We start from the raw sequence: 19,691 nt of genomic DNA, 5'->3' as shown, positions 1-19,691 counted from the left end.
TGTAGGAGCCGGCTTGCTGGCGATGGTCTCAAGTGCGCCGCAGTGAAACAATCCGTACGCTTTATCGTTAACGACCATCGCCAGCAAGCCGGCTCCTACGGGGGATCAGGGGTGATTTTGGGAGGTGCGGGTTTCCTGCACGGTCACGGTGGCCGTTGTCCCCGCCCTCAGTTTGTCCTTGCCGGCATAGTCGGCGTCGATTTTTATCCGCACCGGCACCCGTTGCGCCAGTTTGACCCAGGTGTAACTGGGGTTGATGTTGGCCAGCAGGCGGCCGCCGGGCAGGTTCTCGCGATCGGCGATGGCGAAGGCAATGCTTTGCACCGTGCCGCCGAAGGTTTCGCCGCTCATCAATTCGATCCTGACCCGATCACCCTCCCCGATTCTCGGCAGCTTGGTTTCTTCGAAATAGCCGCTGACATAAAACGAGTCGCTGTCCACCAACGCCAACAATGCGCCCCCGGCCGCGGCATAGTCGCCCTGTCTGGTCAGCAGGTTAGTGACGTAACCGCTGACGGGCGCTTCGACCCGGGTACGCTGCAAATCCAGTTCCGCCTGGGTCAAGGCCGCGACGGCCAATTGCACGTTGGCCTGTGCCAGCCCCAGGTTGGCCTGATTACGCAGCAACTCGGCCTGTGCTACCGCCACCTCTGTGCTGGACTTTTCCCATTCTTCGCCCGAAATCGCGAAGCGTTGCTTGAGTGTGCGCCGCCGGCGCTCTTCACTCTGACGCTGGCGCAGCAGCGCTTCGCTGGCGACAATCGTTGCTTCGGATTGGCCGAGAGTGGCCTTCGAAACCTCCACCGAGCGCTTGGCATGCTCCACTGCGAGGACGTATCGAGCCGGGTCGATCTCCAGCAGTAACTGGTCTTTGTCGACATGCTGATTGTCCTGAACCCTCAGCGTGACAATGCGCCCCGAGACATCGGCGGACAAGGTCACCACATCAGCCCGCACCCGTGCATCGCGAGTCCAGGGCGCGCGGGTGTAATGCTCCCAGGCGAACCAGCCGAGCACAAAGGCCAGCAGCACCACCGCCACCGTTGTGAGCCGGGCAAGGATCTTCTTCAAGGCATCAGGCTCCCATCACCAGAATCAGCGTCGCGCAAACGCAGGCGTACAACGCACCTTCGAACAAGGCTTCGTGCCAGACGAACCGCAAGACACCGAGACGGCGCAAGGTCCAGTCCAGTAGCAGGAAAATCGGCAAGGCCAGCAACAGCGCCTGCGCGATCGGCGGCAAGTAGACACCGCCTACTTCCAGGTCAATGGGCAAGGATGGGGTCTCCTTCCTGTTCGGCGGGTTGAAACCAGGCGCGGTATCGCTCCAGAAACGACACCACAATCAATAGCGCCACGCGCATCCTGAAGACCGACCACAGGTGTTCATGAACGTCCAGATGCAAGTCGTCCATTTCATCACCCAGGACATGCAGGTTCTCCAGTAACCGTTCAAGGTCGATCCCGGCGCGCCCGGCAATCAATCGCCCTGTTTCGCGGACCGCCGCCAGCAAACGGTTCAATTGATCGGTACTGAGCAGCGTGTTGTCTCGCGCCTGTTGCCTGAGCTGATTCAACGCCACGCCCAGTGCCATGCACCCGAGGCTGACTTCAAACAGGTCTCTGGAATGCTTGTCACTGATCGCCGGCAACAACCCCAACATCATGGTCAGACGGTCGACCATGCGGCTTTCAAACGCAAATTGTTGCTCGTCGGTGGCCGGGGTCTTCAGCAAAGCGTAGACCTGCTGGCAGTTCTCATTGAACAGCCGACGCATCCGCAAGACGGGTCGGAACGGGAAGATCAAGGCATAGACACTGAGTGCGAGTGCGGTGGCACTGATGTAGGCGCCGGCAAATTCGAACCACTGAATCGCGGTGTTTTGCCCGACGCCGACGTTTTGCGGGCCCAGCAACAGCATCGTCGTCAATCCGAGGCCGATGCCGGTGCCCGTGGTTGATGGGCTGGAAAGCCCCACCGCGACGGCATACAGCAACGGAGCGAGCAGCAAGGCCAGCAGCTCGAAGCCATTGATCATCGGAATCAGCAAGAACAGGTAGAGCGCCGACACCACCAACGACAGACCCAACCCCCTGGCAAAGCTTTGGCTGGCCAGTAATGGCCGGGGAAAAGTTGCCATCAGCGAACAGAGAATCCCCACCACAATCATCCCGCCCCGGGCCCCGTCCCAACCGGTCTCGATCCAGATGAACCCGGCCACCACCAATGCAGTAAAGGCGCGGATTGCGTTCATTGCCGCCAACGTATAGTCCAGATGCAACGGATTATCCTGGCCGCGAAAGACGCAACTGGCCGCCCGCTCTTCCTGGATTGCGTCACTCAGTTCCAGCATCTGCCCCAGTTGCTCCAACATCCGGGCCTGCTCCCAACGCAGTGCCCAGGCCAGGGAGCGCAACGTGGCAGGCATCGTCTCGGTGAGTTGTTCAGCCTTGTAGGCTTGATCATCGAAACGCTGTTGCAGCGCTGCGAAATGGTGCCGCGCCTCGCTCGACAGCGAGCGCCCTTGCAGGGCCAGCTGATCGAGGAAGGCCAGCTCTTCGGTGCGCAACCGCTGGATTTCCTCGGGTAACGCCCCTTGCCAACGCTCGGTCAACAGTTCTCGCTGGTGACGCAGCGCCGTCAGCCGCGAGGTCAGCAACACGAGCTGATTGCCCAGTAACTGCACGAGACCATTGGCGCTGCGTAACCGTGGCGCGTCGAAATACAAATGCCTGCGCACACCTTCAAGCGCGCTGATTTCCCCCAGCAGTTGCATCTGCCGACGGTAAAAGTCAGCCTCGCTTTCTTCGGTGCGAATGACCGCCGCGGCATGGGTTGCCAGCAGCTTGATGACTTGATCGATTTTGGCGAAATAGTCCCGGGCCACGGTTTCCGGGCGCGCGGTGAGCAGGCTGACCACACACACGCAGGCCACCGCCAACAAGGTTTCGGTGACGCGGGTCACGGCCAACAGGAACGTGCCGTCCTGATCAGGTACTGCCAGCAGTGCCACCACCACCGCCGTGTAGCCGCTCAAGACAAATGCCTGGGAACTGGTGTAGCGCAACAAGGTGCCGCCGGCGGTACACAACGCCAGCCACAAGGCCAGGGTCACGATGAAAGGCAACGGCGCCTGGGGGAAAATCGCCATGATCACCACCGCGACGACGGCCCCGAGTGTGGTGCCGATGACCTGACCGAAACTGCGGGCCAGGGCCATTCCGCCCAATGGCTGACTGACGATGACCACCGCCATGATCGACCACTTGGGTTGGTCGAGGTCGAACAGGAACGCCAGGTACAGCGTCAACAACCCGGCTGCGATGGTTCTCAAGGCGAACAACACCACCCCCGGCCCGGGGTTGAGTATTGCCTTGAAGTATTGAAGCAGCGGCTGCATGGGAACGCTCATCGAGTCATCTCCAGCAAGCGTAGTCACTGCTTCGGCGGCTCGACAGGGTTTCAGTGTCGACAGCACTTGTAGGAAAAATACTGACTATTCGCCGCGCAATGGCCTCAGGGTTTGACTCACAGCCCGGCCTGACCGAAGCTGGCAACCTTGCAAAAGCTTGCCTGCTACCGGATTCCTGCATGCCCCAGTCCCGCCGTTACCTGATCATCAGCCTCTGTGTCCTGTTTGCCATCGGCCTTGCGTGGCTGTTGCTGCGCAGCACAACGCCCGTGGTGCCGGAGGCGATCAAGCGCGGCTTCAGCGAAGCGCTGGCCCAGGCGCGGGCCGGGCAACCGGGCGCAGCGCGGGTTTTGTACCAGCAATTGGGTCGCCCTGACATTTCGCCCAAACGCCGCGTCTGGCTGCATGCCGAACTGCCCAATTATCCCAGCCCGCTCGCCCTGAAACTGGCGGACGCAGACCTGCAACACCCGGCGGCCGAGGTGCGCATCGCTGCGATCAAAAGCATCAGCGGTTTAGTCCCCAGCGGGCAGCGCAGCCTGCTGTTGGGCCCGTTGCTCGATGACAGCGAACAAAGCGTGCGGTTTGCCGCCGTGAACGCATTGCTGGGACTGTCGCCGGACGACCTTGGTTTGTACTTTGGGCCGTTGCAGCAGGCGATCGACGCGTGGGAGCAAGTGCTCACGAGTGCGCCCGACAGCGCGGACAACCAGTACCAGCTGGCCCGGCTGCATCTGCACAACGGCGAATTCAAGGCGGCGCAACAGGCGCTCGAGAACACTTTGCGCCTGGCGCCTGACAATCTGCCGGCACTGGTGATGCAGATCGAGGTGCTGGACAAACAGGGCCAAGGCGAAGCCGCCCGGCTGCTATTGGCCAAACAATTGAAGGCTCAACCCGATTCTGCCTACCTGCAACATGCCCTGGGGCTCTGGTTGCTGCATCACGGGCAGAGTGAGTTCGCCCTGCTCGGCCTGTCCAAAGCCGTGGAGCTGGAACCGGACAACAAGGATTACCGCTACGACCTCGCCACCACGCTACACGGCGAACAAGAGCTGGAAGCGGCGCAGAAACAGTTGCAGGAAATCGTCCAGCGTCATCCGGCCGACCGCAAGGCTCGGGTGTTGTTGATCAACTACTGGAAAGAAAGCGGGCAACTGCAAAACGTGCAGATTCTGTTGGCGCAACTCGAACAGCTCAATCCGGACGATCCCGCTCTGCAGCAAGGGCTTTGAACTAATGCTGCTCTTCTGGCTGCCATCACTGGCAAGCCAACTCCTGTAGGAGCCGGCTTGCTGGCGATAGCGGTGTATCAGTCAATATTGATGTTGCCTGACACCACGCCATCGCCAGCAAACTGGCTCCTACAAAGTCAGGTGTAACAAAAGGTTGAACCGTCATCTCGGCCAACGGTCAAGTGATCAGGCAGTCCATTCAGGCACTTCAGGCCTGCTGCCTCACTTCCCCTGTTCATGAGAGGGCATTTTTTGTCTACATCTAACGAGTTGTTCAGTGCAAAAGCCGCCACCGGCATCGAAGGTCTGGATGACATCCTGGCCGGAGGACTGTCCCGCAGCCATGTGTTTTTGCTGGAGGGTGAACCCGGAACCGGCAAAACCACCGTCGCTTTGCATTTCCTGTTGGCCGGTGCCAGAGCCGGCGAGCGCTCGTTGTACATCACCCTGTCCGAAACCGAGCGCGAGCTGCGCCAAGGGGCGCGGTCCCATGGTTGGGAGCTGGATCACAACATCCACATCTTCGAGCTGACACCGCCGGAAAGCCTGCTCAATGCCGAGCATCAGCAGAGCCTTCTGTACTCCTCGGACCTTGAGTTGGGCGAGGCCACCAAGCAGATTTTCGAAGTGGTCGAACGGGTCAAACCCACCCGCGTGGTGCTCGACAGCCTTTCCGAGATTCGCCTGTTGGCCCAAAGCTCCCTGCGCTATCGTCGCCAGATCCTCGCGATCAAACACTACTTTGTGCGCTATGACGCCACCGTGTTGCTGCTGGACGACCTGACCACCGAATCCCTCGACAAAACCGTGCACAGCGTTGCCCACGGTGTGATTCGTCTTGAAGAACTGACCCCCAACTATGGCGCCGAGCGCCGGCGTATCCGCGTGGTGAAGTATCGCGGCCAGAAATACCGCGGCGGCTTCCATGACTTCACCATCATGGGCGACGGCGTCCACGTCTTTCCGCGCCTGGTGGCCGCCGAACATCGCGGCAAGTACGTGCGCACGCAACTCACCAGCGGCATCAAGGAAATGGACTCCCTACTTGGCGGCGGTATAGAAACCGGTTCCAGCACCCTGATCCTCGGTCCCGCCGGTACGGGCAAATCGCTGATCTCGATGATTTTCGCCGCTGCTGCCGTGGCTCGGGGAGAAAAAGCCGCGCTGTTCATTTTCGATGAAGAGCTAGGCCTGCTGTTCGAGCGCATGAAAAACATGGGCATCGACCTCAAGGCCCTTGAAGACACCGGCAACCTGCTGATCGAGCAAGTGGATGCAGCAGAGCTGTCCCCCGGCGAGTTTTCGCACAGGGTTCGTCGCTGCGTCGATGAGCGCAATATCAAGACCGTGGTCATCGACAGCATCAACGGCTACCAGGCGGCGATGCCGGAAGAAAATGCCCTGGTGCTGCACATGCATGAATTACTGCTGTACCTCAACCGCCAGGGCGCCGCGACCTTCATGACCGTCGCCCAACATGGTCTGGTCGGTGACATGCAGGCCCCGGTCGATATCACCTACCTGGCCGACACGGTTATCCTGCTTCGCTACTTTGAAGCGCTGGGCAAGGTTCGCCGGGCCGTCTCGATCATCAAGAAACGTACGGGCAGCCATGAATCGACCATTCGCGAATACCGCATCAGCGCAAACGGCATGACCATCGGTGAACCACTGGACGCATTCCAGGGTGTGTTGCGCGGCGTACCGACTTATCTGGGCGCGAGCAATCCATTGCTCGGGGACAAAAACCCGTGACGGTCATGGAAGCTACGTCCGAGCGCGCGATCATTCTCGCGCCGCTGGGACGTGACGGCCAGATTGCCCTGATGATGCTCAACGAAGCCGGTTACGACGGCGTCATCACAAGGGATCTGTCGGGGCTGTGCACCGAGCTGCAGCAAGGCGCCGGGTTGCTGCTGATCTCATCCGAGGCCTTGCTGGGCAGCGACATCGAACCGTTGTTCGGACTGATAGAGCAGCAGCCGGCATGGTCCGATCTGCCGATAGTGCTGATGACTTACCATGGCGGCCCCGAACAGAACCCCGCCGCGCGCTTCGGCCCGCAACTGGGCAACGTCACGTTCCTTGAGCGCCCTTTTCATCCGGTGACCTTGATCAGTCTGGTAACCACGGCGCTGCGCGGCCGACGACGACAGTACGAAGCCAGGGACCGGCTGATCGATCTGAGTCAAAGCGAACAGCGCCTGCAAACCACCCTGGAAACCCTGGAACAGCAGGTCGAGGAACGCACCGCACAGTTGCGCCACAACGAAGAAGCCTTGCGCCAATCGCAGAAAATGGAAGCGGTCGGCCAACTCACTGGCGGTATTGCCCACGACTTCAACAACATGCTGACCGGGATCATCGGCAGCCTGGAATTGCTGCGCCGGCGCCTGGCGCGTGGACGCACTGAGGACCTCGACAGCCTGATCGACCTGGGCGTGACGTCGGCCAACCGCGCGGCCGGCCTGACCCACCGTTTGCTGGCGTTCTCCCGGCGCCAGTCGCTGGATTCCAAACCCGTGGAGATGAACACCCTGGTGGTGTCCATGGGTGAACTGTTGCAGCGCAGCATCAATGAAAGCATTCAACTGGAGATGGAGTTGAACGAACAGTTGTGGGTGGCCGAGGCCGATCCCAATCAACTGGAGAGTGCCCTGCTCAATCTGGTGATCAATGCGCGGGACGCCATGCCTGGCGGCGGCAGACTCGTCGTCAGAACCGCCAATCAATACCTGGACAGCGATTTCACCGAAGCCCACAACAACCTCAAGCCCGGTGATTACGTGGTGCTGAGCGTTACTGACAACGGCTGCGGCATGCCGCAAAGTACGATCAACCGCGCCTTCGACCCGTTCTTCACCACCAAGCCGATCGGCCAGGGCACCGGCCTTGGATTATCGATGATCTACGGTTTCAGCAAACAATCGCGCGGACACGTCGCCATTCAAAGCGAAGTGGGTGAAGGCACCACAGTGAGTCTGTTTCTGCCACGCTTTGGCGGTGATCTGCCCCAGGAGCAACCGATAGACATCCAGCATGCGCTGTTCGCGCAGAACGGCGAAACAGTGCTGATCGTCGAAGATGATCCGGCAGTGCGGGTGCTGGTGAGTACGGTGCTGAGTGACCTGGGTTACGCCTTCGTCGAGGCCAGCGATGCCGACAGCGCGGTGCCGATTCTTGAATCCGGGCAGCGTATCGACCTGATGATCAGCGATGTCGGGTTACCGGGAATGAATGGCCGGCAACTGGCAGAAATCGGCCGGCAGTTCCGGCCCGATCTCAAGGTGTTGTTCATTACGGGTTATGCGGAACACGCGGCGGTGCGCGGCGGATTCCTGGATCCGGGCATGCAGATGATCACCAAGCCGTTTACCTTCGACCTGTTGACGGCGAAGGTGCGGGAGATGATCCGAATCTGAAGATCGCCCCTGTAGGAGCCAGCTTGCTGGCGATAGCGGCCGCAAGATCGATGCAAACCTCAGGGGCCTCTTCGCCGGCAAGCCGGCTCCTACAGGTCCGCAGACAAATGCTTACGACAGCATGTCCTGCATTATTTCCTGCAACACATCCAGATCAAACGGCTTACCCAGAATCGGCGCCGTGCGCGTAATCGGACTGTCGGTCTCGCGGATTTCCTGCGGGTAGCCGCTGATAAAAATCACCTTGAGCTCCGGTCGCAGTTTCACGGCGGGTTCGGCGATCTGCACGCCGGAGATCCCGCCCGGCAGGCGGAAGTCGGTGATCATCATGTCCAGATGCGGCTTGCTCGCCAGAATTTCAAAGGCCTGCTCGCCGTTTTCGGCCTGCAATACCCGGTAACCCTCACCCGACAGGTAGGCCGACAGCACCATCAGGATGGAGGGGTCATCTTCGACGATCAGTACGACATCTTGTGCATCTTCACTCATGGGTAGCCTTTGTTCGGTCAATAGCTGCTGATACGACCGTGAGGTCGATCAGAGGTTGCGTTTAAATGGCTGTTTTCCTACAGCGGCAGACAAACGCGAAACAAGGCGCCTTCGCCAATCCGGCTCTCGACGGTAATGGTACCGCCATGGGCGGTCACAATCTGTTCTGAAATAAACAACCCCAGGCCCAGCCCCGCGACGGCGTGTTTGGCCGAAACCCGTTCGAACTGCTGGAAAATACGCTTCTGGTTTTCTTCACCAATGCCGATCCCCTGATCGCGTACGTCCACCCGGGCCTGACCGCTCTCACTGTACACCTTCACGGTGATCGGGCTCTTCGCGCCGTATCGCAAGGCGTTGGTCAGCAGGTTGGAAATCACCTGTTCTATGCGAAATTCGTCCCAATTGCCCTCCACTTGATGCTCGGCGTACAGGGTGACCGAGGATTCGGCGGCATCGATCTGCGGGGCAAAATTTTGCAGCAAGTTGCGTACCAGCGCCGACAGATCGAAACGTGTCGGTCGGATCGACAACTTGCCAGTGCGAATGCGCGACACATCGAGCATGTCTTCGATCAGTCGAATCAGGCTTTTGATCTGCCGCTCGTCGCGGTCGACCATCGCGTGCATCTTTTCCAGGGTGAACGCTGCGGCGTTGTCGCGCGCCAGGTGCATCTTGCGCAGCTGGGTTTCCAGGATCAGGCCGTTGAGCGGCGTACGCACTTCGTGGGCGACGATGGACATGAAGTCATCGCGCATGCGCACCGCCTGTTCCAGTTCCTGCTGGGTGCTCTGCAACTGTTTAAGCAGCGCTTCCTGCTCGCGGCGGCTCTGCTCCAGCGCTTCGACCTGCTGCTTCATGGCCTTGCTCTGGCGGAACAGATCGACGAACACATTGACCTTGCTCTTGACCGCGTGGATATCCAGCGGCTTGTGCAGGAAGTCCACGGCGCCGCTTTCGTAGCCCTTGAACGCATAGTTCAGCTCACGACCGGCGGCGCTGACAAACACAATCGGGATGTTCTTGGTTTTTTCCGTGCCGCGCATCAACTCGGCCAGTTCGAAGCCGTTCATGCCAGGCATCTGCACGTCGAGAATGGCCATGGCGAATTCGTGTTGCAGCAGCAGCGACAAGGCTTCGTCGGCGGACAAGGCCTTGTAGACGATACGGTCTTCTCGTTTGATCAGCGCTTCGAGCGCCAACAGGTTCTCCGGCAGATCGTCGACAATCAGCAGTTTGGCTTGGATGTTACTTAGCATGCTATTCGTTCCAGCTCGACAAGCAGACGGCCGATGTCGTTTATAGGGAGAACATGGTCTGGCTGGTGGACATCCAGCGCCGCCAGGGGCATGGTCGCGACTTGGGCTTCTTTCGGATCCTGGACGATGGTCAGACCGCCACGCTGTTTGACCTGGGCCAGGCCGCTGGCGCCATCGCGGTTGGCGCCGGTCAACAGCACGGCGGCCAGGGCGGGACCGTAGGCATCCGCCGCCGACGAGAACAGAAAGTCGATGGCGGGCCGCGAATAATGCACGCGGTCCTCCAGGCTCAGGGAAAAGCTGCGGTCCTGCTCCACCGACAAGTGATAGCCCGGCGTGGCGAAATACAGCGTGCCCGCTTCAATCAGCGTCTTGTCATGCGCCTCGACAACGTGCATGGCGACTTTTCGGGAAAACACGTCGGCGAGATGGCTGCGACGCTCGTCCGGCAGGTGCAGCACCACGATGATCGGCAGCACGAAGCCTTCGCGCAGAGGGCTGAGGATGCTCAGCAACGCCTCCACGCCACCGGCCGAAGCCCCGATCACGATTGCCTCCACAGAAGGCAATTTCGCTGCACTGTTCATGATTTACGGTAGATCCGTTCTTGTTTGACCAACGGCTCGAACTGGGTGCCGAAGGCCGAAAAATCCGGGGTTTCCTTGCTGCCGAGTACCAGAAATCCGCGATGACAAAGGGATTCGTGGAACAACCCGAACGCCCTGTCCTGAAGTTTTTTATTGAAGTAAATCAAAACATTACGGCACGAAATTAATTGAGTTTCTGAAAAGACACTATCCGTCGCCAGGCTGTGGTCGGCGAAGGTCACGTTCTCGCACAAACTCTTGTCAAAAATCGCGTAGCCATACGCCGCCGTGTAGTAGTCGGCGAATGAACGCTGGCCACCGGCCTGCTGATAGTTAGAAGTGTAGGCGCGGACATTCTCCATGGAGAAAATCCCCTGCTTGGCCTTGTCCAGCGAGCGCGGATTGATGTCAGTGGCATAGATGATGGTGCGATCGAGCAAACCTTCCTCGCGCAGCAGAATCGCCATCGAGTACACCTCTTCTCCGGTGCTGCAACCGGCGATCCAGATCTTGATCGAGGGGTAGGTCTTGAGCAGCGGCACCACTTCCTGGCGAATGGCGAGGAAGTGCGAAGGGTCGCGGAACATCTCGCTGACCGGGATCGTCAGCAATTGCAGCAACTGCATGAACGCGGTGGGATCGTGCAGCACCTTTTCCTGCAGCGCCGAGATGGTCGCGCACTCGAACTGGCTCAACGCATGCTGGACGCGGCGTTTGATCGACGCGCCGGAATAATCACGAAAGTCGTAGCTGTATTTGAGGTAGATCGCCTCGATCAACAACCGCAATTCGATTTCGTTACTTCGCTCCACTGAATAATTGCGTTCCACTAAATGCGTTCCATCTTCGGTAACCACACGCGAATCAGCGAGAACAGGCGATCCAGGTCGATGGGTTTGGCCAGGTAATCGTTGGAGCCGGCCTGCAGACAGCGCTCCTGATCGTCCTTCATGGCCTTGGCCGTCACCGCAATGATCGGCAGCTTGCGCCAGCGCGGGTCCTTGCGGATCTCGATGGTGGCTTCGAAACCGTCCATCTCCGGCATCATCACGTCCATCAACACCAGATCGACGTCCTCCACTTCATTCAGTCTTTCAATCGCCTCACGACCGTTCCGGCCGATGACCACGATTGCGCCCTTTTGCTCCAGCGCGCTGGTGAGGGCGAAGATGTTGCGTACATCGTCGTCCACCAACAGCACTTTGCGACCCTCGAAGACTTTGTCGCGGCTGCGCGCGGTCTTGAGCATCGTTTGCCGTTCATGGGACAACCGCGATTCGACTTTGTGCAGAAAGAGTGTGACCTCATCCAGCAGACGCTCCGGCGAGCGTGCACCCTTGATGATGATCGAGCGCGAATACTTGCGCAGTTCGGCCTCTTCGTCCCGAGTGAGGTTGCGCCCGGTGTAGACGATCACCGGCGGGAACGAACAGATGTCCTCGGTGGACATGCGCTTGAGCAGATCATTGCCCAACATGTCCGGCAGTTTCAGGTCGATGATCATGCAGTCGAACACTGTGGTGCGCAGCAGGTTCAGTGCATCCTGCGCGAGGCCGACCGCAGTGATCTCGATGTCATCGTCGCCGATCAACCGGGCAATGCTGTCACGCTGCAAGTCATCGTCTTCCACCAACAGCACGCGTTTGACCTTCTGGGTCAGCTTGGCTTCGAGGCGGGCAAACACGTCCTTGAGCTCTTCACGGGTGGTCGGCTTGACCGCGTAACCGATGGCGCCCATGTGCATCGCGGCTTCGACCCGGTCTTCGACCGAGATGACGTGCACCGGGATGTGTCGGGTTTCCGCGTGTTCCTTCAGGCGCTGCAACACGGTGAGGCCGGAGTGGTCCGGCAGGCGCATGTCCAGCAGGATGGCGTCGGGAATGTATTCCTTCGCCAGGTCATAACCTTCGTCGGCGCCGTGGGCCACCAGGCACTGATAACCCAATTCGTGGGCCAGATCGTAGAGGATGTGCGCGAAGTTTGACTCATCTTCCACCACCAGAATGCAGCGTGTGGTGAAAGGTGCCTTGCCTCGATCATCGTCGAAACGCGGGATATCGACTTCGGCGATCAGCGGCACCAGGGCAGGCACCGGTGCTCTCGGCGCCATCGCAACCGGTGAGGCCTGCATCGGCTCGAGCGGCGTCTCGCCCGGTTCAACGTATTGCTGCGGCAAGACCAGGGTGAACACACTGCCCTGCCCCGGTTCGCTGGTGACGCTGATGGAACCGCCGAGCAGTGCCGCCAGATCGCGGGAAATCGACAGGCCCAGCCCGGTGCCGCCGTAACGACGATTGGTGGTGCCGTCGGCCTGGCGGAACGCTTCGAAAATGCTTTCCTGTTGCTCCTGTGCGATACCGATCCCGGAATCGCGGATGATAAAGGCAATGCCGTCGCCGGGTTGGCTGGCGACGGTCAGGCTGACCGTGCCTTTCTCGGTGAACTTCACCGCGTTGGACAGCAGATTCTTCAACACCTGCTCCAGACGCTGGCGGTCGGTGAAAATCATCATCGGTGCGCCGGGCTGCACATCGACCTGGAAATCCAGCTGCTTGTCCGTCGCCAATGGCTGGAACATCCCGCGCAAACCGTCCACCAGGCGGGCGACGCTGGTGTTTTCCGGACGCATATCCAGCTTGCCGGCCTCAACCTTGGAAATATCGAGAATGTCGTTGATCAAGTTCAGCAAATCATTACCGGCCGAATAGATCGACTCGGCGAACTTGACCTGTTCGGCGCTGAGGTTTTCCTGCGGGTTTTCCGCCAGCAACTTGGCCAGGATCAACGAACTGTTCAGCGGCGTGCGCAATTCGTGGGACATATTGGCGAGGAATTCGGACTTGTACTTGCTAGAGCGCTGCAACTCTTCGGCGCGCTCTTCGAGCTGGGCCTGGGCCTGATTGAGTTCGGTGTTCTTCAGGTCCATGGCATCGCGTTGCTCGGCGAGAGTCTGGGCCTGTTCGGCGAGCTGTTCGTTGGTCTGCTCCAGCTCGACCTGCTGGGTTTCCAGATGCGCCTGGGACTCCTTGAGAACCCTGGATTGCTCTTCAAGCTCTTCGTTGGCGGTCTTGAGTTCTTCTTGCTGAACTTGCAGTTCTTCGTTGAGTTGCTGGGTTTCGGCCAGCACTTCTTGCAAGCGTTGGCGATAGCGCGCGGCCTCGATGGAAGTGCCGATGTTGCCGGCAATCAGTTCGAGCAGTTCGATGTCGCGGTCGTTCAACGGGCGCAGGAAACCGAGCTCGATGACCCCGTTGACCCGATCGTCATCACTGGTCGGCACCACCAGCACGCTGTGCGGCAAGCCTTCACCAAGGCCGGAACTGACCTTGAAATAGTTGCTTGGCACATTGTCGAGGCGTATCAGCTTCGCCTGTTGCGCCACTTGCCCGACAATCCCTTCGTCGCTGTAAATCTGTTGTTCAAGGGCTTCCTGCTCACGGGAAAAACCATAAGAGGCAATGCGCTTGAGGCCGCCATGTTCTTCACGTACATAAATAGCCGCCACCGCCGTGCCGAGGTATTGCGCGCAAAACTGCAGAATGTTGCGCCCCAGCAGATTGAGCGACAGTTGCCCCAGCACTTGCTCGGCCAGCTCGGTCTGGCCGTTGCGCAGCCAGGCTTGCTGTTCCAGTCGATGAGCACTGGCCTGTTGCGCGGCCAGGTTGGCGCTGTAGCTTTGCGAAAGGTTGAGCAGATCCCGACGGCCAATGTAGGCGAGCAACCCGCTGATGCCGACAATGAACAGCAGATAAAGGCTGATGCTCCAGATCGTGGTGCGGCGCACTTCTTCGTTACGCGTGGCGCGTAACTGCTGCTCCATGTCGATCACGTCTTCGAATTGCTTGCGGATTTCATCAGTCAGGCGTTTGCCGCGTCCGGCCTTGACGACGCTGCGGTAGTCACCGCCCGCGTGCTGCAAGTCGATCATGTTCTGCGCGTAAGTCGCCCATTCATCCTGCAGGGCCTGGAGCCGTTGCAGGCGGTCGGTTTGCACCGGGTTGTCCGCGGTCAGTTCGAGCAAGGTCTTGACCGCTACCGCGACTCTCGGCTTGGCGGTTTCGTAGGGTTCAAGAAATCTCTCGTCACCACTGAGCAGGAAACCGCGCATGCCGGTTTCCAGATCGACGGTCAGCTTGACCGCTTCATTGGCGTTATTGATCACCCGGTCGGTGTGCTCGACCCACTGGATCACCGACAGCAGATAGGTGATCAGCGAGACAAAGAACACCGCGCTGAGCACACCGACACCCAACGGCAGGCTGACGTTGCGGCTCAGGAGTTTACGAAATCGTTGCTCGTCAACCGAAGACGCAGTGGTCATGGGAGGGCCTTGTCGAACTATTGGAATCCAAGGAGTCTGCCTCAAATCTGCCGCATTGATCCAATTTTCTGACGTGATTGTGCGTGAAATCCTACATTCAACTGCCCCAGCGCAAAGGAGCGGTTATCCTTGTCCGCCCTGGTACGGCTATTCTTTTTCCAGAGGGGTCGGGAACTTGTCGGGGTCCGCTACTTACTCATGCTAGAGCCCGGCGTTTTTGATCGGCCGGTCACTGCGAATTCAACTGTTGAGAACCCCCATTATGTCCGCTGAAACATCCATCATCCTGGTCGTTGAAGACGACGACATTGTGCGCACGTTGATAGTCGATGTCCTCGAGGAGCTGGAATACGAGGTGCTGGAGGCTGACGGGTGCGAACAGGCGCTGGAATTTCTCAATGATGAAGATCAATACATCGATCTGATGATGACCGACGTCGGTTTGCCGGTCATGGATGGCCGCGAACTGGCCACGCAGGCGCGCATGGTTCGCCCGGAACTGCCCATCCTGTTTGCCAGCGGCTATGCAGAAAATATTGAGGTGCCCGCCGGAATGCATGTGATCGGCAAACCGTTTTCCATTGATCAATTGCGCGACAAGGTCAAAGGTATTCTCGCTATTACCTAGCCTTCGTTGAGCGGGCTGAGGAATCGTCCTCGGCTGTGGTTTAATTGCGCCCCGCTTTTATTCCCCTGCCCGCTTCAAGGAATCTCCCTGCATGAGTCTGCCCCGCGCCACCAAAGTCCTGGTTATCGGCTACGTCTGGCCCGAGCCACGCTCCTCCGCGGCGGGTGGGTATGTGATGCAACTGCTCGGGACGTTTCTGCAACAAGGCTGGGACGTGACCTTCAGCAGCCCCGCCGGCGCTGGTGAACATCAGGAAGACCTGACGGCGCTGGGCATTCGTGAAGTGCCGATCGAACTGAACAACAGCAGTTTCGATGTATTTGTCCGCGAACTGGCGCCGGATATCGTGTTGTTCGAGCAATTCATGATGGAAGAACAGTTCGGCTGGCGTGTCGAGAAGCACTGCCCCGATGCCTTGCGCGTGCTCGGAACGCAAGATTTGCAAAGCCTGCGCCATGCCCGGCATCAACGGCTCAAGGACCGGTTGAAGGCCAGCGACGACGACAATGACTTCAGCGGGCTGTTCGCACCGGCCTTGCGTGAAGAGTTCGAACTGATGGCCGACACCGACCTGGCGAAACGGGAAATCGCTGCGTTGTATCGCTGCGACTTGAACCTGATGATTTCCGAAACGGAAATCGAGTTGCTGGTCGAGCAGTTCAAGGTGCCGCGCAGCCTGCTGCACTGGTGCCCGTTGATGGTCGATCCACCGAGCGCGCCGCTGGCGGGTTTTGAGGAGCGCACGGACTTCCTCAGTATCGGCAACTTCCGTCACGCGCCCAACTGGGATGCGGTGCTCTGGATGAAAACCACCATTTGGCCACTGATCCGCGAGCAATTGCCCACCGCTCGTTTGCTCATCTACGGAGCCTACACGCCACCCAAGGCGACCGCGCTGCACAATGCGGCGCAAGGTTTCCATGTAATGAACTGGGCAGAAGACGCGTTGCAAGTGATGTCCGCCGCTCGCGTGTGCCTGGCGCCGTTGCGTTTCGGTGCGGGCATCAAGGGCAAAATCGTCGATGCAATGATTTGCGGCACACCGAATGTCTCCACGCCGATCGGTGCCGAAGCGATGTATGGCCAAGGCCCCTGGCCGGGTGCCGTGACCCGCACGGCACGCGAGTTTGCCGATAGCGCGGTGCAACTCTATAAAGACCAGGCCCAATGGTCGAACGCCCAGGCTGTTGGCCTGGAACTGCTGGCCGAACGTTACCAGCTGCACACCCACGGCCCGGCATTGATTGCAAAACTAGAGTATTGCCAACAGCACTTGCGGACACTAAGACGGGACAACTTCACCGGCAGCATGTTGCGCCACCATCAACATAAAAGCACTCAATACATGGCGCAATGGATTGAAGCGAAAAACCGAACTAAAGATGACGCCTGATCGTTAGAATCGTCTCCTCTAACGATTAACCTACTGTGCAAGGACGCACAATGAACAACGATCTAATAGCAACTAAGCTTAACTTCCTCTACAACAACCAATGGTTTACAACCAACAACTGGATGGCCCAACTTCCCGCCATTGATTCACTCTCGCTTGCGGAACTTGTTTTACCTGGCGCGCATAATGCCGGCGTGGACAAAAAGGCTTCGTATGCGGTGCCGGGCATCAGTCACTGGGCCGCTTGCCAGACCCATACGTTCTACTATCAATTGACCCAAGGCGCCCGTGTTCTCGATGTCAGGCTGGAGTATGAAATCGGCCGCAATGGCGTTGGAACATTCTGGTGCCAGCACAACGGATTTCGCTCCTCCCGCTCGCTGGAAGACCTGATCACGAGCGTGATCCGATTCCTGCAGGAAAACCCTGATGAATTCATCGTGCTGGATTTTCATCAGTTGAATGCAGGCAACCATGCCTTCGACCATCAGGAATTCAACCGCCTGCTGCTGACTCATTTGGGTGACCGGATAATTCCGTACAGGAATGCGGGCCTGACACTCGGTCAATTGAAACGGGCCAGTCATGCCCGGCGTGTGCTGGTTGCCGCCGAATATCACCCGAGCTTCGATGCAACCTTGTTTTGTCGCTTCATCCCGCACGAATGGAGCGGAATCGGGACGACCAGCATCAGTGAGCTGAACGCGCATATCACGCAGGTCATGCGATACCCGCCAACCAGCGATATGCCATGGTCGCTCTCCGCCACCAGTTACCACGCCGTGGGCGGTCCGGTGAACATCGGCGAACAGCTTGATCAATGGTTTGACCCGGCCGTCAGCGAGTGGATTCTGAAGTGCAGCATTATCAATGCGGACTTTTTTGAAACGTCGAATCTGGTCAGCCATTGCCGTATGGCCAATCTGATCAAAGCCAACGCCTGACACTATTAATTTGTGCAGATGTTTCCGTCACTGGCAATGTCGGAGCGCAGCTCTATGCTTGAAATTACATATATCCACTTCATCCCACGGATGGGCTGAAGCCACTATCAGGAATGACAATGACCCAATCTTTACAAGGTACGTTCGACAAAAAGAAATGGATGAGTAATGTGCTCGACATCGACCAACTGAAGTTGACCGACTTGATCTGGCCAGGCGCTCACAACAGCGGCATGGACAAAAAAGCACCCAACTATGATGTTGTCATTGGTCACTGGACCACGTGCCAGAACGATTCATTTACGTGGCAACTGGCCAATGGTGCACGGGCATTTGATATCCGACTTGGTTACACCGAGGGGCACGATCAATCGATCTTCTACTTTCATCACAATGGCTTTCAGTCTCATCGTGTCCTTGATGAGCTGATCGACGCGACAACCGCGTTTCTTGATCAAAACCCGGACGAGTTCATCGTTTTCGACTTCCACCAAATGAGCGACGGTGCCAAGCGTTTTGACCACAAAAAACTCAATGACCTGCTGGTGAGTCGACTCGGGCACCGAGTCATACCGCCCTACGATGCGTCGAAAACGGTGGGCCAACTCAAACGCATGAGCACCCGCCGCAGGCTGGTGCTGGCAGCGCACGTTGTGGCGGGGCTGGATGATGATTACTTCTGGCCGCGCATCCCGCACAAATGGAGCGACGAAACCTTCACCGACACGGCGGAACTGGAACGCCACATAGCCAACGAGCTGCAAGACGCACCGTTCGAGAGCTTTCTCTGGTCGTTGTCGGCCACCAGCTACGGTTTTCTGGGCGGGCCTCAGGACATCAAGAACCAGATCAACGCCTGGTTCAACCCGACCCGGGACTGGGTGACGCGATGCAGCATTGTCAGTACCGACTTTTTCGATGAGTCAGACATCGTGCGTTACTGCTGGAGCGCGTCGAGCATGAAGGCGGTTTATGGCAACGCCTTGCATCCGTAACCGGGCGCATGACGTCGGTCGACATGCCCCAGGCTGGCAATGTCGGCCGGTAAAGAGGCATGATCAGGGCGCAATAACAATAAAAGCGCCCTGATATGACCCGGACTGCCAGAGTCACCGATCCTTCCTACGAACTGATGGACGACCATAACGGGTTGTCGATCATCTATCGCCAGCACGGTTTCCCCTGCCCCTTGGTGCGCTGGCATTTTCACAAGGAATACGAACTGCACCTGATCGTCGCCAGCTCCGGCAAGGTGTTCATTGGCGACTACATCGGCAACTTCTATCCGGAAACACTCTTCCTCACCGGCCCCAACCTGCCCCACAACTGGATCAGCCAGGTCGCCGAGGACGAAGTGGTGCCCAAGCGGGACATGCTGGTCAATTTCACCGACGAGTTGTTCGAGAGCGGGCACCAGGTGTTTGCCGAACTCAAGACACTGGCACCCTTGCTGGAGCGCGCGCAGTACGGCATCGAGTTTCGCTGCAAACACACCATCCGCCAGGCGATGACCTTGATGCAGCGGATCGCCGACACCAAAGGCATGACCCGCCTCGGGCACTTTTTCATTTTGCTGGAGTTGCTCGCAGCCACCGACGACTACCAACTGCTGTCCGGTGCCACAACGCCGCAACTGGCGGATGAACACAATATCGATCGCACCAACCGCGCGGTGGATTACATCTTTGCCCACTACGCCCGTGAACTGCCGCTGGAGGAAGTCGCCGAGCACCTGGGCATGAAGCCGACCTATTTCAGTCGCGTGTTCAAGCAAGCCACCGGGCGCTGCTTCATCGAGTTCGTCAACCGGCTGCGCATCAGCAAATCCTGTGAACTGCTGGCCGACGGCGACAAACCGGTGACCGATGTGTGTTTCGAGTCGGGCTTCAACAATATCTCCAACTTCAATCGGCGTTTTCAGCAGTTAAAGGGAATGACGCCATCGCACTATCGGCGGTTGGCGGTGCAGCGGTTGACTGAGCAGAACCTGGGTTGATTGC

The 19,691-nt window shown here is 58.6% G+C and carries 16 protein-coding genes; 8 read left to right on the top strand and 8 right to left on the bottom strand.

Annotation, left to right across the window (positions count from 1 at the left end; genetic code table 11):
* Positions 1 to 105: 105 nt before the first annotated feature.
* From IB254_RS02900 to IB254_RS02890, 3 genes are read right to left on the bottom strand one after another with little or no spacing between them, the layout of a single operon-like run.
* Positions 106 to 1,071 (bottom strand): HlyD family secretion protein, encoded by a 966-nt coding sequence (locus IB254_RS02900; protein ID WP_192416324.1) that lies wholly within the window; start codon positions 1,069 to 1,071, stop codon positions 106 to 108.
* A 4-nt stretch (positions 1,072 to 1,075) separates the two neighbouring features.
* Entirely contained in the window at positions 1,076 to 1,276 is a 201-nt protein-coding gene (locus IB254_RS02895; protein WP_008026537.1) for a DUF1656 domain-containing protein, read from the bottom strand.
* On the bottom strand, positions 1,266 to 3,413 hold the full coding sequence (locus IB254_RS02890; protein WP_192416323.1) for an FUSC family protein: 2,148 nt from the start codon (positions 3,411 to 3,413) through the stop codon (positions 1,266 to 1,268). The genes IB254_RS02895 and IB254_RS02890 overlap by 11 nt, the downstream gene beginning before the upstream one ends.
* A gap of 179 nt (positions 3,414 to 3,592) precedes the next feature.
* Here IB254_RS02890 and IB254_RS02885 point away from each other — a divergent pair, with 179 nt between their 5' ends.
* From IB254_RS02885 to IB254_RS02875, 3 genes are all read left to right on the top strand, one after another.
* Positions 3,593 to 4,648 (top strand): tetratricopeptide repeat protein, encoded by a 1,056-nt coding sequence (locus IB254_RS02885; protein ID WP_192227135.1) that lies wholly within the window; start codon positions 3,593 to 3,595, stop codon positions 4,646 to 4,648.
* Positions 4,649 to 4,900: 252 nt separating this feature from the next.
* On the top strand, positions 4,901 to 6,403 hold the full coding sequence (locus IB254_RS02880) for an ATPase domain-containing protein (protein WP_192416322.1): 1,503 nt from the start codon (positions 4,901 to 4,903) through the stop codon (positions 6,401 to 6,403).
* On the top strand, positions 6,400 to 8,070 hold the full coding sequence (locus IB254_RS02875) for a response regulator (protein ID WP_192416321.1): 1,671 nt from the start codon (positions 6,400 to 6,402) through the stop codon (positions 8,068 to 8,070). The genes IB254_RS02880 and IB254_RS02875 overlap by 4 nt, the downstream gene beginning before the upstream one ends.
* A gap of 111 nt (positions 8,071 to 8,181) precedes the next feature.
* On the opposite strand, the gene IB254_RS02870 is transcribed toward IB254_RS02875, so the two are convergent.
* From IB254_RS02870 to IB254_RS02850, 5 genes are all read right to left on the bottom strand, one after another.
* Positions 8,182 to 8,559: a response regulator gene (locus IB254_RS02870; protein WP_008026542.1), complete on the bottom strand. Its 378-nt coding sequence runs from the start codon at positions 8,557 to 8,559 to the stop codon at positions 8,182 to 8,184.
* A 77-nt stretch (positions 8,560 to 8,636) separates the two neighbouring features.
* On the bottom strand, positions 8,637 to 9,818 hold the full coding sequence (locus tag IB254_RS02865) for a hybrid sensor histidine kinase/response regulator (RefSeq protein WP_192416320.1): 1,182 nt from the start codon (positions 9,816 to 9,818) through the stop codon (positions 8,637 to 8,639).
* Positions 9,812 to 10,405, bottom strand: coding sequence for a chemotaxis protein CheB (locus tag IB254_RS02860; RefSeq protein ID WP_192416319.1), 594 nt, complete (start codon positions 10,403 to 10,405; stop codon positions 9,812 to 9,814). The genes IB254_RS02865 and IB254_RS02860 overlap by 7 nt, the downstream gene beginning before the upstream one ends.
* Complete coding sequence (locus tag IB254_RS02855; RefSeq protein WP_192416318.1) at positions 10,402 to 11,235, bottom strand: CheR family methyltransferase; 834 nt, start codon at positions 11,233 to 11,235, stop codon at positions 10,402 to 10,404. Before IB254_RS02855 ends, IB254_RS02860 begins: the two co-directional genes overlap by 4 nt.
* Entirely contained in the window at positions 11,235 to 14,726 is a 3,492-nt protein-coding gene (locus tag IB254_RS02850; RefSeq protein ID WP_192416317.1) for a response regulator, read from the bottom strand. The genes IB254_RS02855 and IB254_RS02850 overlap by 1 nt, the downstream gene beginning before the upstream one ends.
* 262 nt (positions 14,727 to 14,988) lie before the next feature.
* On the opposite strand from IB254_RS02850, the gene IB254_RS02845 reads away from it, so the two are divergent.
* The 5 genes from IB254_RS02845 (at position 14,989) to IB254_RS02825 (ending at position 19,687) form a co-directional block, all read left to right on the top strand.
* Positions 14,989 to 15,354 carry a response regulator gene (locus IB254_RS02845; RefSeq protein ID WP_192416316.1) on the top strand — a complete coding sequence of 122 codons (366 nt, stop codon included), beginning with the start codon at positions 14,989 to 14,991 and terminating at the stop codon, positions 15,352 to 15,354.
* A 91-nt stretch (positions 15,355 to 15,445) separates the two neighbouring features.
* Complete coding sequence (locus IB254_RS02840; protein WP_192416315.1) at positions 15,446 to 16,747, top strand: glycosyltransferase; 1,302 nt, start codon at positions 15,446 to 15,448, stop codon at positions 16,745 to 16,747.
* A gap of 50 nt (positions 16,748 to 16,797) precedes the next feature.
* Positions 16,798 to 17,691, top strand: a complete 894-nt coding sequence (locus IB254_RS02835; protein WP_192416314.1) for a phospholipase — start codon at positions 16,798 to 16,800, stop codon at positions 17,689 to 17,691.
* Between the two features lie 119 nt (positions 17,692 to 17,810).
* Positions 17,811 to 18,686 carry a phospholipase gene (locus tag IB254_RS02830; protein ID WP_192416313.1) on the top strand — a complete coding sequence of 292 codons (876 nt, stop codon included), beginning with the start codon at positions 17,811 to 17,813 and terminating at the stop codon, positions 18,684 to 18,686.
* A 95-nt stretch (positions 18,687 to 18,781) separates the two neighbouring features.
* A complete protein-coding gene (locus IB254_RS02825; protein ID WP_008026553.1) occupies positions 18,782 to 19,687 on the top strand; it encodes an AraC family transcriptional regulator in 906 nt (301 codons plus the stop codon).
* The last annotated feature ends 4 nt before the right edge of the window (positions 19,688 to 19,691 follow it).

The organism is Pseudomonas sp. PDM03 (assembly GCF_014852385.1).
GTDB lineage: Bacteria > Pseudomonadota > Gammaproteobacteria > Pseudomonadales > Pseudomonadaceae > Aquipseudomonas > Aquipseudomonas migulae.
The sequence above is the reverse complement of the archived record's forward strand: the minus strand, read 5'-3'. Positions and strand labels throughout refer to the sequence as shown.

Excerpts from the sequence above, each read along its gene's own strand:
- IB254_RS02840 (WP_192416315.1), top strand. The coding sequence starts at position 15,446 with ATGAGTCTGCCCCGCGCCACCAAAGTCCTGGTTATCGGCTACGTCTGG.
- IB254_RS02830 (WP_192416313.1), top strand. The coding sequence starts at position 17,811 with ATGACCCAATCTTTACAAGGTACGTTCGACAAAAAGAAATGGATGAGT.
- IB254_RS02850 (WP_192416317.1), bottom strand. The coding sequence starts at position 14,726 with ATGACCACTGCGTCTTCGGTTGACGAGCAACGATTTCGTAAACTCCTG.
- IB254_RS02870 (WP_008026542.1), bottom strand. The coding sequence starts at position 8,559 with ATGAGTGAAGATGCACAAGATGTCGTACTGATCGTCGAAGATGACCCC.
- IB254_RS02825 (WP_008026553.1), top strand. The coding sequence starts at position 18,782 with ATGACCCGGACTGCCAGAGTCACCGATCCTTCCTACGAACTGATGGAC.
- IB254_RS02835 (WP_192416314.1), top strand. The coding sequence starts at position 16,798 with ATGAACAACGATCTAATAGCAACTAAGCTTAACTTCCTCTACAACAAC.
- IB254_RS02890 (WP_192416323.1), bottom strand. The coding sequence starts at position 3,413 with ATGAGCGTTCCCATGCAGCCGCTGCTTCAATACTTCAAGGCAATACTC.
- IB254_RS02860 (WP_192416319.1), bottom strand. The coding sequence starts at position 10,405 with ATGAACAGTGCAGCGAAATTGCCTTCTGTGGAGGCAATCGTGATCGGG.
- IB254_RS02865 (WP_192416320.1), bottom strand. The coding sequence starts at position 9,818 with ATGCTAAGTAACATCCAAGCCAAACTGCTGATTGTCGACGATCTGCCG.
- IB254_RS02885 (WP_192227135.1), top strand. The coding sequence starts at position 3,593 with ATGCCCCAGTCCCGCCGTTACCTGATCATCAGCCTCTGTGTCCTGTTT.
- IB254_RS02845 (WP_192416316.1), top strand. The coding sequence starts at position 14,989 with ATGTCCGCTGAAACATCCATCATCCTGGTCGTTGAAGACGACGACATT.